This is a genomic window from Photorhabdus sp. CRCIA-P01 (assembly GCF_003545805.1).
In the GTDB taxonomy this organism is placed as follows: Bacteria; Pseudomonadota; Gammaproteobacteria; order Enterobacterales; family Enterobacteriaceae; genus Photorhabdus; species Photorhabdus antumapuensis.
Genome location: NZ_NMQR01000027.1, coordinates 26,313 through 40,109 on the forward strand (window position 1 = coordinate 26,313; position 13,797 = coordinate 40,109).

Annotated in this window: 13 protein-coding genes; 10 read left to right on the plus strand and 3 right to left on the minus strand. The window is 43.4% G+C overall.

Annotated elements, in window-relative coordinates:
• Positions 1-97: 97 nt before the first annotated feature.
• Positions 98-730: a hypothetical protein gene (locus tag D3222_RS15740; RefSeq protein WP_198672833.1), complete on the minus strand. Its 633-nt coding sequence runs from the start codon at positions 728-730 to the stop codon at positions 98-100.
• 383 nt (positions 731-1,113) lie between these two features.
• On the opposite strand from D3222_RS15740, the gene D3222_RS15745 reads away from it, so the two are divergent.
• The 5 genes from D3222_RS15745 to D3222_RS15770 all read left to right on the plus strand — a co-directional run bounded on the left by D3222_RS15745 (position 1,114) and on the right by D3222_RS15770 (position 5,240).
• Positions 1,114-1,419, plus strand: a complete 306-nt coding sequence (locus D3222_RS15745) for a PTS sugar transporter subunit IIB (protein WP_118987000.1) — start codon at positions 1,114-1,116, stop codon at positions 1,417-1,419.
• Positions 1,420-1,447: 28 nt separating this feature from the next.
• Positions 1,448-2,776, plus strand: coding sequence for a PTS sugar transporter subunit IIC (locus D3222_RS15750; protein ID WP_118987001.1), 1,329 nt, complete (start codon positions 1,448-1,450; stop codon positions 2,774-2,776).
• Positions 2,777-2,793: 17 nt separating this feature from the next.
• Positions 2,794-3,135: a PTS lactose/cellobiose transporter subunit IIA gene (locus tag D3222_RS15755; RefSeq protein WP_198672834.1), complete on the plus strand. Its 342-nt coding sequence runs from the start codon at positions 2,794-2,796 to the stop codon at positions 3,133-3,135.
• Positions 3,132-4,439, plus strand: coding sequence for a 6-phospho-beta-glucosidase (locus D3222_RS15760; protein WP_118987002.1), 1,308 nt, complete (start codon positions 3,132-3,134; stop codon positions 4,437-4,439). The genes D3222_RS15755 and D3222_RS15760 overlap by 4 nt, the downstream gene beginning before the upstream one ends.
• A 453-nt stretch (positions 4,440-4,892) precedes the next feature.
• A complete protein-coding gene (locus D3222_RS15770; protein ID WP_011146978.1) occupies positions 4,893-5,240 on the plus strand; it encodes a type II toxin-antitoxin system HicB family antitoxin in 348 nt (115 codons plus the stop codon).
• Positions 5,241-5,417: 177 nt separating this feature from the next.
• On the opposite strand, the gene uraA is transcribed toward D3222_RS15770, so the two are convergent.
• Both uraA and upp read right to left on the minus strand, forming a co-directional pair.
• Positions 5,418-6,710, minus strand: coding sequence for a uracil permease (gene uraA, locus D3222_RS15775; RefSeq protein ID WP_118987003.1), 1,293 nt, complete (start codon positions 6,708-6,710; stop codon positions 5,418-5,420).
• Between the two features lie 71 nt (positions 6,711-6,781).
• Positions 6,782-7,408, minus strand: a complete 627-nt coding sequence (gene upp, locus D3222_RS15780; protein WP_118987004.1) for a uracil phosphoribosyltransferase — start codon at positions 7,406-7,408, stop codon at positions 6,782-6,784.
• A gap of 226 nt (positions 7,409-7,634) precedes the next feature.
• Here upp and purM point away from each other — a divergent pair, with 226 nt between their 5' ends.
• The 5 genes from purM to ppx all read left to right on the plus strand — a co-directional run bounded on the left by purM (position 7,635) and on the right by ppx (position 13,797).
• Positions 7,635-8,675 carry a phosphoribosylformylglycinamidine cyclo-ligase gene (gene purM / locus D3222_RS15785; protein ID WP_118987005.1) on the plus strand — a complete coding sequence of 347 codons (1,041 nt, stop codon included), beginning with the start codon at positions 7,635-7,637 and terminating at the stop codon, positions 8,673-8,675.
• The gene (gene purN / locus D3222_RS15790) at positions 8,672-9,310 is read left to right on the plus strand and encodes a phosphoribosylglycinamide formyltransferase (protein WP_118987006.1); all 639 of its coding nucleotides are present in this window, start codon (positions 8,672-8,674) and stop codon (positions 9,308-9,310) included. The genes purM and purN overlap by 4 nt, the downstream gene beginning before the upstream one ends.
• Positions 9,311-9,433: 123 nt before the next feature.
• Entirely contained in the window at positions 9,434-10,009 is a 576-nt protein-coding gene (gene speG / locus D3222_RS15795) for a spermidine N1-acetyltransferase (protein ID WP_118987007.1), read from the plus strand.
• Positions 10,010-10,191: 182 nt separating this feature from the next.
• Positions 10,192-12,261 (plus strand): polyphosphate kinase 1, encoded by a 2,070-nt coding sequence (gene ppk1 / locus D3222_RS15800; RefSeq protein ID WP_118987008.1) that lies wholly within the window; start codon positions 10,192-10,194, stop codon positions 12,259-12,261.
• Positions 12,262-12,264: 3 nt separating this feature from the next.
• Entirely contained in the window at positions 12,265-13,797 is a 1,533-nt protein-coding gene (gene ppx, locus D3222_RS15805; protein ID WP_118987009.1) for an exopolyphosphatase, read from the plus strand.

The following is a 13,797-nucleotide window of genomic DNA, read 5'->3' on the forward strand; positions in this document are numbered from 1 at the left end:
ATAGGAAAAATTTAAGTTTTTAATCCGATGTTATTTAAGAGCTATATTATCTAAGAAAAAGCCATCAGACAGCGAGTTTTATTCTTTCTTAAAGAAATCAATGCAATAGCTCTTTACTGATAACAAAGAGACGATGATAGTGATAATCTTTGTCATAGCCCCAGCAATAATTAGCCCAGGTTACATAGAAGTCATCCCATGATGTAATTAGGTTCAGCGGACGCTCTTCTTTGATACCATCAGAAACATACACGTGATACTCATTAATACTGATAGCCCAAGCAATCATACGTTCCCAAAACCTACGTCCATCTAATGTTTGCTCACTATCAGACACAATAATGGAGTATCTTTCTAGGAAAAATCTAAAAAACTCTTGTGGCAAACCTCTCACTGCTCCGTCATGTTGAGGAAGGACTGTACGCCACACAAGTATCTGTGTGCATGTTTTTTTTGATGGAACAACATGCTCCATAAATTCCAGCTTCACAGCATAAACCGTCTCAGGCATATCCGCATTAGTCACCAATCTATATTGATTGCCAGAAACAGATGTCAGTAAGCGGTAACCGTATGGAATAACAAATCCAGGCAAAGAAAAGTCTTTCACTCCACGTTCAATGAAAGCCTGTGTGTGTTCTACATTTTTCTCTGTCATGTTAAGTTTGATATTGAAATCGGCTTCAGTGATCAATATTGGCATTTTTTCTTTTACTCTATAATCATTCATTGTCTCCTCCAGCGGTTGTCGGAGCACTTCTGACAAAAAAACCGAAAATCTTTACTTCGACACTGCCTTATCACTGGTTATCAATGCTCACTGTATTAGCAAAATGGTAAATGATCAATGTCTGACCGACTTATAAACTAGCACTCACCCTCATTCCATAAGTGAGAAATCTCGCTGCAACGTCCTACATAACTTGACATTTTCACACTCTGTACAATCCAAATGAAGATCACATTCTATCGCTATTCTTTAAACTCTTCTTGATTAATATGCGAACAAAATCGCAACATATTTAACATAAGTTGCTAGTCTTAGTAAAAAGTGAAAGCTCTCATTAACCATTTATCCCATAAGAAACGATATAACAAACTGGAGACTGAGCAATGAAAAAAATCCTATTGTGTTGTGCGGCCGGTATGTCCACCAGCATGTTGGTACAACGTATGCAAGCAGAAGTGATAAAACGGGCATTGGACATTGAGATCAAGGCTGTCCCCACGGTTGAATTAGAACACCTGATAGCCGACGCTGACGTTGTTTTACTCGGCCCACAGGTGAGGTATCAATTGGCCCATTTTTCCGCTATCGCCAAACCACTCGGTAAACCAATAGACATTATTGACATGATGGATTATGGCACTCTTCGTGGTGATAAGGTTCTCGATAAGGCATTAAGCCTGCTGGAATAAGCCATTTCATCATCACGCGGAGTACCCCATGAGTCTCTATACCTCTTTTATGCGTGTCTTAGAAAACTACATTATCCCGTTTGCCGGGCGAGTCGGCAACCAGCGGCACATTACCGCAATGCGTGACGGCTTTATCTCAGCCATGCCATTTTTGATCATCGGCAGTATGATGTTAATTGTGGCAAACCCGCCATTTGACTCACAAACCACATCCTCATTCGGCCAAGCTTGGTTGTCCTTTGCTAAAACACACTGGGATACCATCACAATGCCTTACTTTATGACGATGGGATTAATGAGTATCTTTGTTTCGGTCGGCACCGCCTACAGTTTAGCTAAATCCTACGGTCTGGACGGGTTAACTTCTGCTTTACTGTCACTAATGGCATTTTTGCTAGCAGCAGCACCACAGATAGAAAACAAAATAGCGCTCGATTTCCTCGGTGGCGCGGGGGTATTTACCGCATTAATTTGCGCTATCTGGTCAGTTGAACTAACGCGTTTACTAAAAAAATATAACATCACCATCCGAATGCCAACACAAGTACCACCAGCAATTGCCCGTTCTTTTGAACTTCTGTACCCAGTCATAGGTATCTTGTTGACAGTTTATCCTGCCAGCTTGTTATTGCAGAGTGAATTCAACCTACTTATTCCTGCGGCTATAATGCAAATGTTCCAACCCCTCATTTCCGTCGGTGATACTCTGCCTGCCATTATACTGGCGCTACTCATTGCTAACTTACTGTGGTTTGCCGGTATTCATGGTGCCAACATCGTTACTGGCTTGATGGCCCCTATTTTTATGGCAAATATTGCCACCAATGCAACATTAATGGCCCAAGGTACTGCTGCAACACAAATTCTCACAGATCCTTACTGGTCGTTTTATATCTGTATTGGCGGCTCTGGTTCTACGTTGGTTCTGGCGATTCTGTATCTGCGCAGCCGCTCTATACATTTGCGTACTATCGGAAAACTGAGCGTGGTTCCATCCATATTCAATATTAACGAACCACTGCTGTTTGGTTCACCGATTGTGATGAATCCAACCTTATTTATTCCACTATTGGTTGTGCCATTGGTCAATGCAGTATTGTCCTACAGCATCCTGCATTTTGACCTGGTGCATAAAATGGTCGCCATTTCGCCCTGGACTACACCGGCACCATTCGGCGCGATGATTTCCGCCGCCTGGGATTACCGCGCGGCGGTGCTGGTTATCGTATTAATGATAATCGATCTCTTTATCTGGTATCCCTTCTTCAAAATTTACGAAAAGCAATTAGTCAATGAAGAAGTTAAACAACAAGAAGGTACGGTATCCACTAGTGTAGAAACTCAATCTCAACCATAAATTTGGAACATTTACACATGAATTTAGAACAAACTATTGATTTAGAACAAACTATTGTAGAACTGCTGGTTCATGCCGGAAGCGCACGCAGTCATGCACTAATGGCATTACAACATGCCAGAAACGGTGACTTTCAAACAGCACAAACACTGATGGCTGAATCCCAACAGGCAATCAAAGAAGCGCACACCATTCAAACCACTCTGATCGGATTGGATGAAGGCTGCGGTAAATTACCTGTCAATCTCATCACCGTCCATGCGCAAGATCATTTAATGAACGCAATAGTTATTCAAGATCTTGCCAGCGATATGATTGAGCTCTATCGCCGAATACCATCACAAGAGGAAAAAATATGAAACGAATCAAAATAGCCGTTATTGGTGGCGGTAGTAGCTACACCCCCGAATTAGTCGAAGGGCTTATTCAACACCAAAAAAACATTCCACTATCTGAACTGGCATTAGTTGACATTGACAGTGGAAAACAGAAAGTAGAAATTATCGCCGCGCTTACTCGCCGTATGTTAGTTCGTCACGGCATGGAACACGTTATCGTCAGCGTCCATTTCACACCAGATAATGCCATTCGCGGGGCCAGTTTTATTTTAACTCAACTACGTGTCGGCCAGCTTCCGGCTCGCGCCGCGGACGAGCGTCTGGGGTTAAAATATGGCTTGATCGGTCAGGAAACTACCGGCGTAGGTGGATTTGCCAAAGCACTACGTACCATCCCCGTTTTGCTAGATATCGCCCACAAAGTTGAACAACTTGCACCAGACGCATGGATGATTAACTTCACCAATCCAGCCGGGATCGTTACCGAAGCGATTTCCCGCTATAGCAAAGCAAAAATTATTGGCCTATGTAATGTCCCGGTCACAATGCATCACATGATAGCTAATATGCTACAACGCCCTTATCAGGATGTGCAGTTACGCTTTGCCGGGCTTAATCATATGGTCTGGGTGCATCAAATACTGGTTTCAGGTCAGGATAAAACTCAACAGGTACTTGATATGCTATGCAATGGTGCAGCCTTAACCATGAATAATATTAAAGAGGCACCCTGGCCTCCGCCACTACTCAAGGCACTAGGCGCCATCCCCTGCCCTTATCACCGCTACTTCTACCAAACCCGCAATATGTTACAGGAAGAGCGCGAGGCTGTGGTCGAACAAGGCACTCGGGCAGAACAGGTCATGAAAGTAGAACAGGAACTATTTGAACTGTATGCTGATCCAGCACTTGATCACAAACCAGAACAACTCAGTTTCCGCGGTGGTTCATTCTACTCTGAGGTCGCACTGGATCTGATTTGCGCCATTTATAACAATCTCGATAGCCAATTGGTGGTCAATACCACAAACCACGGGGCTATTCGGGGTTTGCCGGACGATGCCGTCATTGAAACCAACTGTATTATTAATGCAGAAGGCGCCCACCCGCTGACATTTGGCCGCCTGCCTGACAGTATGTATGCTCTGACACAACAGATAAAAACCTATGAACGCTTAACGATCAAAGCAGCGATTCATGGCGATCGCAATGCTGCACTGTTGGCACTGATCACCAATCCATTGGTTGCCGATGTAGACATTGCTTCACCACTGTTAGATGACGTATTGACGATAAACCGTAATTATCTGCCACAATTTCGATGAATAAGCGGTACCTGATTAGTTAATTTGAAATCAGAACAAGCATAAAATTAAAGTGATATCTGTTACTTCTGACTAATAGATATCGCTAACTGACTTTGTAACCTCTTTTTTTGCGGCGCCGTACGCATTTATCTTTCACATTAATGCACAAGAAACTTGACTTATTTAATATTTGTAACTACTGTTAGTTACATTATTGAGGGAAAAGAAGAGTGTATGAGCAAAGCGGAGAAACTGATAGAAAAGTTTCTTAATAGCCAAAAAACTTTTGAATGGTCTGAACTTGTTGTGTTATTAAGCCTATTAAACTATGAGAAACAAGAAAAGCAAGGTTCGAGGGTACGATTCTTCAATGAATCACACAATTTTAATGCACCGCCCTCATCCTGAAAATTACATTAAAGGTGGTACACTAAAAGCCGTGAAACAGACTTTAAAAGAAGTGGGGTTGATATGAAATATTTAAAATATAAAGGTTATTTAGGTACAATTGAATTTGACCTGGAAAACAATACTCTTTTTGGTAAATTGGAATATATCCGCGATTTAGTGACTTATGAAGCAAAAACAATTGCAGAATTGGAAAATGAATTTAAAATCTCGGTTGATTTGTATTTGCAAGACTGCAAGGAATTAAATAAGAATCCTGATATACCATATAAAGGGATTTTTAATGTTAGAGTTAATCCAGAATTGCATAGAAAAATTGCAGAACTAGCACTTGAAGAAGATGTGACGATTAACGCTTTCGTGAATCAAGCGCTAGAAAATGAAGTCAGTAAACATTATGTAGGGCCTTAATAGCCCCATCGGATTAATGACAAAAGTCTAGCTATCTGGGCCAAGTCTTTGATCTAATAGAGACACTGGAAAATGGGTACCTTGATATACTAAAAGACCCCACACTACAACAATATGATTGACATCAACAGAACCCCACTTTTTGAATGGGGTTCGTCAGCAATCTGGGATGCTCTGTTATTTACCGTGCTTAACAGACCCAACAGAAGATTCAATATACCGTTCTTCGGGACGGAAAACCGTGACCAGGCGGAAAATCAAACTCATACCGATACCAACAATCGTTGCCAGCGCCATGCCTTTAAGTTCAGCAACACCGATATTAATTTTCGCCCCACTGACGCCAATAATAAGAATAACGGAAGTCAGGATCAGATTTTGCGCTTTGTTGTAATCCACTTTGGAATCAATCAGCACCCGAATACCTGATGCGCCAATAGCCCCATAAAGCAACAGCGAAACACCACCCATGACCGGAACCGGCACAGCCTGAATTGCGGCCGCCAGCTTACCGACACAGGAGAGCAGAATCGCCAGTATCGCAGCGCCACCAATAACCCAAGTACTGTAAACTTTGGTAATTGCCATGACACCAATATTTTCACCATAAGTCGTATTTGGCGTTGAACCAAAGCAACCGGAAATCACGGTTGAAAAACCATTTGCGAACATAGAACGGTGCAAACCCGGCTCTTTTAGCAAATCTTTTTTCACAATATTCGCTGTTACCACTAAATGACCAACATGTTCAGCTATGACAACCAGCGCCGCAGGCAAGATTGTCATAATAGCAAACCATTCAAAACGTGGTGTATAAAAAGTTGGCAATGCAAACCACGGTGCTTCACGTACCGGCATCAGGTCAACTACTCCCATCAGGAACGCCAACGCATAACCTACCAATACGCCAATGAGAATCGGGATGATAGCCAGGAATCCACGGAACATAACTGAACCAAGAACGGTTACCGCCAGCGTTACCAGAGAAATGGTCAATGTTGTTGAATCAACATCGGCACCTTCCGCCGGACGCAAACCCGCCATATCAGCCGCAACACCCGCCAGTTCCAGACCGATAACCGTAACAATCGCCCCCATTGCCGCGGGTGGAAACAGCACATTAATCCAACTTCGCCCTGCCACCTTAACAATCAGTGAAACCAGACAAAACAGCACGCCACATATAATAAAACCACCCAAGGCTAATTCATATCCCAGAGGCAACAACAATAAGACCGGTGAAATAAAAGCAAAGCTCGATCCCAAATACGCCGGAACCTTTCCTTTACAAATCACCAGATACAACAATGTACCGATACCATTAAATAGCAGAACTGTCGCCGGGTTGATTTTAAACAAAATCGGCACCAATACCGTCGCACCAAACATAGCAAAAAGATGTTGGAAGCTGAGTGGAACGGTCTGTAAAAAAGGAGGCCGCTCATCTACCCCAATAGTGCGACGGGTCATCTTATTTATCCTCTTAATATTATCGCGCCAGAACCAAAAAAAGCCGACTCAAAAGTCGGCTGGCTAACCTATTATTTCGTACCAAATATTTTATCGCCCGCATCCCCCAAGCCAGGCACAATATATCCCTGTTCATTGAGTCTTTCATCAATAGAAGCCGTATACAGTTCCACATCGGGATGGGCTTTTTCCAGCGCGGCAATACCTTCAGGAGCAGCAACCAAAACCAGCACTTTAATCGACTGACAACCTGCTTTTTTCAATAAATCGATAGTTGCAATCATGGAGCCACCGGTTGCCAACATAGGGTCAACCACCAGCGCCATACGTTCATCAATATTGGAAGCCAGTTTCTGGAAATAAGGGACAGGTTCTAAGGTTTCTTCATCACGATAAACCCCTACGACGCTGATCCGGGCACTGGGAACATTCTCCAATACACCATCCATCATACCCAATCCCGCACGCAGAATCGGTACGACGGTTATTTTTTTACCTTTAATCTGCTCAACTGCTACTGGGCCACACCAGCCATCAATAATGACTTTTTCTGTTTCTAAATCAGCAGTTGCTTCATAAGTCAAAAGGCTTCCAACTTCTGCGGCCAGTTCACGAAAGCGTTTGGTGCTGATATCATTCGCTCGCATCAGGCCGAGTTTATGTTTAACAAGAGGGTGATTCACCTCAACGATCTTCATGGACCTCTCCTACTGTATGTCATGTCGCCAGCAGACAAAAAAACCGCGAGATTATACCTTCTTTTACCCATAACACCACTACCAATCCGTTGATTTTCATCAAACATAGCCCGGCTTACCGAGAACCGAGATCCTAAACAAGAGTCTCGCAAACGTTTGCTTAGACTGTTAGAATTGTTACTATTCTGTCTTAATTTATCAAACGCAACCGCCTTGGGGGCTTCGAGTGACCAACAAAACCTCTCTCAGTTATAAAGATGCTGGTGTCGATATCGACGCCGGTAATGCCTTAGTCAACCGTATTAAAGGTGTTGTAAAACAGACCCGTCGCCCAGAAGTGATGGGCGGTTTAGGTGGGTTTGGCGCTTTATGTGCATTACCACAAAAATACCGCGAGCCAATTCTGGTTTCTGGTACTGATGGCGTGGGTACCAAGTTGCGTCTGGCAATGGATCTCAAACGCCATGACACGATTGGCATTGATTTAGTTGCAATGTGCGTCAATGACTTGGTTGTTCAAGGTGCAGAACCCCTGTTTTTCCTTGATTACTATGCCACCGGGAAACTGGATGTTGATACGGCTGCCAGCGTTATCAGCGGTATCGCGGAAGGCTGTCAATTATCCGGCTGTGCCCTGGTTGGTGGCGAAACCGCAGAAATGCCGGGGATGTACCACGGTGAAGATTATGATGTTGCCGGCTTCTGCGTTGGCGTGGTTGAAAAATCAGAAATCATTGATGGCAGTAAAGTTCAGGCGGGTGATGCCTTGATTGCCCTCGCCGCCAGTGGCCCTCACTCAAACGGCTATTCTCTGATACGCAAAATTCTGGCCGTCAGCAACACCGATCCAGAAGCAACAGAGCTCGAAGGTAAATCACTAGCAGATCACCTGCTCGCCCCGACAAAAATTTATGTGAAATCCCTTTTATCCTTGATTGAACAGGTTGATGTTCACGCTATTGCTCATCTAACCGGTGGCGGTTTCTGGGAAAATATTCCGCGTGTCCTGCCTGAAAATACCCAAGCACAGATTAACGAATCCAGTTGGCAATGGCCGGCCATATTTAATTGGCTGCAACAGACTGGCAACGTTAGCCGTCATGAAATGTACCGCACATTCAACTGTGGTGTCGGGATGGTAATTGCATTACCACCAACAGAAGTTGAGCACGCGCTTGAATTACTTAATATCGCCGGTGAAAAAGCCTGGCAAATCGGTACTATCGCGACGCTGAAAGAGGGTGAACAACAGGTTGTTATTCAATGAAAAATATCGTTGTACTCATCTCTGGCAGCGGCAGCAATCTCCAAGCGGTGATTGACGCCTGCCAGCAGAACAGAATCAATGGGCAGGTTTGCGCGGTATTGAGCAATACCGCGAATGCTTACGGTCTGCTACGCGCTAAACAAGCGGATATTCCCACCCATGTTATTAGCCCGAAAAACTATGCGGATCGTCAGGCTTATGATGAAGCGCTAAAACACGCGATTGATCAGTATCAACCAGATTTGCTGGTCCTCGCGGGTTATATGCGTATTCTGATGCCAGATTTTGTGCAACACTATCTTGGCCGCTTGTTAAACATTCATCCTTCTCTATTACCCAAATATCCTGGCCTGCATACTCACCGCAAAGCGATAGAAAACGGAGATACAGAACATGGTACTTCCGTCCATTTTGTCACAGAAGAATTGGATGGCGGCCCGGTGATCCTGCAAGCTAAAGTTCCTATTTTTGCCGGTGATCAGGAAAATGAGGTTGTTAAACGGGTTCAAACTCAGGAACACAGCATCTATCCATTAGTTATCAACTGGTTTGTCGAAGGGCGCCTAAGTATGGTTAATGGCAAAGCGTATCTGGATGGAAAGATTCTCCCTCCAGAAGGCTATGCCGCAGAATAATCTATTTATTAACGGCTAATTACAGTACAGTGCTGTGGTAACATACCCGGCACTGCGAACTATTATTCATTACGAACTATTATTAATTATGTTCCTTTTTTATCAAAAACACTGAGGTGTCAAATGTCTGGTGGTTCTCATACTCCACCTGTTAGGTTACGCCCCCTTGAGCGGGAAGATCTGCCTTTTATCCATCAATTAGATAACAATGCTAGCGTCATGCGTTACTGGTTCGAAGAACCTTATGAAGCTTTCGTTGAACTGTGCGATCTCTATGACAAACATATTCACGACCAGAGCGAGCGCCGGTTTATTATCGCAAGTTCCGACGCCAAAGTTGGTTTGGTTGAATTAGTCGAAATCGACTATATCCACCGCCGGTCAGAATTTCAGATTATCATCGATCCCGCCTATCAGGGCCAAGGCCATGCAACCAAAGCGGCAAAACTGGCAATGGAATATGCATTTTCCGTACTTAATCTGTATAAACTCTACCTGATTGTTGATAAAGAGAATATCAAGGCCATTCACATCTATAATAAGCTAGGTTTCTATATTGAGGGCGAATTAATAGACGAATTCTTTATTAATGGCAGTTACCGCACAGCCATTCGCATGTGCGTTTTCCAACATCAATATTTTGCATCCAAGGAAGATGAAAAAATGAGTCAACAATTACAGACCATAATATATACCTAATAGATTTCGAGTTGCAGCGCGGCGGCAAGTGAACGAATCCCCAGGAGCATAGATAACTATGTGACTGGGGTGAGTGAAAGCAGCCAACAAAGCAGCAGCTTGAAAGATGAAGGGTATAGCGACAAACGACGCCCCGTCGTATTCAAAGTGCTAATACTTTTACCTCAACACCTGGAGTAACCATGTCCCAAGACAGGCTCTATACCGAGAAAGAACTTAGTTGGTTATCATTCAACGAACGTGTGCTTCAAGAAGCAGCGGATAAGAGCAATCCATTAATAGAACGGATGCGGTTCCTTGGTATTTACTCCAATAATCTGGATGAATTTTACAAAGTCCGTTTTGCCGATGTGAAACGGCGGATATTAATTAATGAAGAACGAGGATCGGCCACTAGCGCTCGAAATGTCTTGAAAAAAATTCAGGCTAAAGTGGCTAAAACCGATCAAGAATTTGATGTGCTGTATAATGAGTTGCTACTAGAAATCGCTCGCAATCAAATTTTTCTCATCAATGAACGACAAATTTCACCCAATCAACAAATCTGGTTACGTCAATATTTTCGTCAACATCTGCGGCCACACATTACGCCAATTCTGATCAATCCAGAAACCAACTTGGTTGAATTTCTGAAAGATGACTACACTTATCTGGCAGTTGAAATTGTCCACGGCCAGAATATTCAATATGCGCTATTGGAAATTCCGTCAGATAAGGTGCCACGTTTTGTTAACTTGCCGCCTGAGATGCCACACCGCCGCAAGTCAATGATCCTGCTAGACAATATTATGCGTTATTGTCTTGATGAAATTTTCAAAGGCTTTTTCGATTATGATTCACTGAACGCCTATTCAATGAAAATGACCCGTGATTCTGAATATGATTTAGCAACAGAGATGGAATCAAGCTTACTCGAACTGATGTCATCCACGCTGAAACAACGGCTGACAGCGGAACCAGTAAGACTCGTTTATCAGCGAGAAATGCCAGATGAAATGGTGGAATTACTGCGTAGCAAACTTGGCTTATCAAACAATGACTCGGTAATTGCTGGCGGACGCTATCACAATTTTAAAGATTTCATTAAATTCCCCAACGAGGGGAAGAGAAATCTACTCAATAAACCTTTGCCGAGATTACGACACACCTGGTTTGATAATTTTCGCAATGGTTTTGATGCGATTCGTGAACAAGATGTGTTGCTCTATTATCCCTACCACACCTTTGAACATGTGCTGGAATTATTACGCCAGGCTTCTTTCGACCCAAGTGTACTTTCCATCAAGATCAATATTTATCGAGTAGCAAAAGACTCGCGCATTATTGATTCCATGATCCATGCTGCCCATAACGGTAAAAAAGTGACCGTTGTAGTTGAATTACAGGCACGATTTGATGAAGAAGCCAATATTCATTGGGCCAAACGGCTAACCGAAGCGGGTGTACATGTTATTTTCTCAGCACCGGGACTAAAAATTCACGCAAAACTGTTTTTTATTTCCCGTCTGGAAGGTGAAGAAATTGTTCGCTATGCCCATATTGGTACCGGTAATTTTAATGAAAAAACGGCTCGCCTCTACACCGACTACTCCTTGCTGACAGCAAATCCCAAAATTACTAACGAAGTGCGCCGGGTATTCAACTTTATTGAGAACCCCTACCGCCCGGTCAAATTTGAAAACCTGATGGTTTCGCCGCAAAATTCCCGCGCAATGCTCAACCAGCTTATTTCACGGGAAATCGCCAACGCCAGAGCGAATAAGCCCGCAGGTATTACGTTAAAGATTAATAATCTGGTTGATAAAGAGCTGGTGGACCGCCTATACGACGCTTCGGAAGCGGGGGTAAAAATACGTCTACTGATACGTGGTATGTGTTCACTGGTACCCAACCAGCCAGGATTTAGCGAAAATATTCAAATCACCAGTATTGTTGACCGTTTTCTCGAACATGATCGGGTTTACGTATTCACTAATGACGGAGACGAAAAAGTCTTTCTCTCGTCTGCTGATTGGATGACCCGTAATATCGACTACCGAATTGAAGTTGCAGTTTGCCTGCTTGATCCACAATTGAAACAACGGGTACTGGACATTCTCGAATTACAATTCAACGATACGGTAAAAGCCCGTTACGTTGATAAAGAGCTGAGCAATAGTTATGTGCCACGGGGTAATAAGCGGAAAATCCGGGCACAACTGGCTATTTATGACTATATAAAAGCCCTCGAACAACCTGAACCAAGAGCTTAATTTATGCCGCTAACACATGACAAGCCAACGCCCAGACCAATAGAAATCGCGGCTATTGATCTAGGTTCAAACAGTTTTCATATGATTATCGCACGAATTGTTAACGACGCATTTCAGATTTTAGGTCGCTTAAAACAACGGGTCCATCTTGCCAACGGTCTTGATAACAACAATCAATTAAGCGAAGAAGCAATAACACGCGGTCTTGCCTGTCTAGCTTTATTTGCTGAACGGTTACAAGGCTTTCCTGCTGATAACGTTTGTCTGGTGGGCACTCACAGCTTACGTGAAGCCAGTAATGCCGAAGAGTTCATCAAACGCGCTAAAGACGTTATCCCCTACCCGATTGAAATTATTTCCGGCCATGAAGAAGCCCGCCTGATCTATATGGGGGTAGAACATACGCAACCAGAAAAAGACCGTAAACTGGTGATTGATATTGGCGGAGGCTCCACTGAACTGGTGATTGGTGAAAATTTTGAGCCATTATTGGTGGAAAGCCGACGCATGGGATGCATTAGTTTCGCTAATCAATTCTTTCCCGATGACGAAATTAACGCAGAAAGATTCCGCCGAGCGCGGCTTGAAGCTGCACAAAAACTGGAAAATCTCTCATGGCAGTACCGCATCACTGGCTGGAATTCAGCGCTTGGCGCATCCGGGACCATTAAAGCAGTGTATGAAGTACTGGTTGCAATGGGAGAAAAGGACGGATTAATCACCCCTGAACGGCTGGAGATGTTGGTCAAAGAAATACTCAAATTCAAGAAATTAAAAACCCTCGACCTACCCGGATTATCAGATGATCGTAAACACTTTTTTATCCCCGGTCTGGCTATCTTATGTGGCATATTCGATACCCTGCATATAAAAGCATTACAACTCTCAGATGGTGCGCTACGTGAAGGCGTTTTATATGAAATGGAAGGCCGTTTCCGTCATCAAGATATCCGCCAGAGAACCGCAAGAAGCCTGGCTGAACACTATAATATCGACAGAGAACAGGCAAAACGTGTCCTGAATACGACTGAAACACTTTACCAACAGTGGGCAATCCAGAACCCTAAATTAGTGCAACCTCAACTCGAAGCGATTTTACACTGGGCGGCCATGTTACATGAAGTTGGATTAAGTATTAATTTAAGCGGATTACAGCGACACTCTGCCTATATTCTGCAAAACACCAACTTACCAGGCTTTAATCAGGAACAACAATTACTGCTGGCAACCCTGGTTCGCTGTCATCGTAAGACAATAAAACTGGATGATTTGCCAAGATTCAATTTATTCAAGAAAAAACAGTATCTGCCATTAATTCAAATTCTACGTCTGGCAACTTTACTCAATAATCAACGCCAATCCACAACCATCCCTGAATCACTCAGACTGATTACTGATGATAGTTATTGGGCGCTCTATCTGCCTTATAATTATTTATCAGAAAACACCCTGATGCAGCTTGATCTGGAAAAAGAGCAAGGTTACTGGCATAACGTTACGGGTTGGCAATTAGAAATAGCCGAGGAATCAATATAA

What these genes read in the sequence shown, in the direction of transcription:
- D3222_RS15760 (WP_118987002.1), top strand. Translation starts at nt 3,132, where the DNA reads ATGAAACGAATCAAAATAGCCGTTATTGGTGGCGGTAGTAGCTACACC.
- D3222_RS15740 (WP_198672833.1), bottom strand. Translation starts at nt 730, where the DNA reads ATGAATGATTATAGAGTAAAAGAAAAAATGCCAATATTGATCACTGAA.
- uraA (WP_118987003.1), bottom strand. Translation starts at nt 6,710, where the DNA reads ATGACCCGTCGCACTATTGGGGTAGATGAGCGGCCTCCTTTTTTACAG.
- D3222_RS15745 (WP_118987000.1), top strand. Translation starts at nt 1,114, where the DNA reads ATGAAAAAAATCCTATTGTGTTGTGCGGCCGGTATGTCCACCAGCATG.
- purN (WP_118987006.1), top strand. Translation starts at nt 8,672, where the DNA reads ATGAAAAATATCGTTGTACTCATCTCTGGCAGCGGCAGCAATCTCCAA.
- ppx (WP_118987009.1), top strand. Translation starts at nt 12,265, where the DNA reads ATGCCGCTAACACATGACAAGCCAACGCCCAGACCAATAGAAATCGCG.
- D3222_RS15755 (WP_198672834.1), top strand. Translation starts at nt 2,794, where the DNA reads ATGAATTTAGAACAAACTATTGATTTAGAACAAACTATTGTAGAACTG.
- ppk1 (WP_118987008.1), top strand. Translation starts at nt 10,192, where the DNA reads ATGTCCCAAGACAGGCTCTATACCGAGAAAGAACTTAGTTGGTTATCA.
- D3222_RS15750 (WP_118987001.1), top strand. Translation starts at nt 1,448, where the DNA reads ATGAGTCTCTATACCTCTTTTATGCGTGTCTTAGAAAACTACATTATC.
- upp (WP_118987004.1), bottom strand. Translation starts at nt 7,408, where the DNA reads ATGAAGATCGTTGAGGTGAATCACCCTCTTGTTAAACATAAACTCGGC.
- speG (WP_118987007.1), top strand. Translation starts at nt 9,434, where the DNA reads ATGTCTGGTGGTTCTCATACTCCACCTGTTAGGTTACGCCCCCTTGAG.
- D3222_RS15770 (WP_011146978.1), top strand. Translation starts at nt 4,893, where the DNA reads ATGAAATATTTAAAATATAAAGGTTATTTAGGTACAATTGAATTTGAC.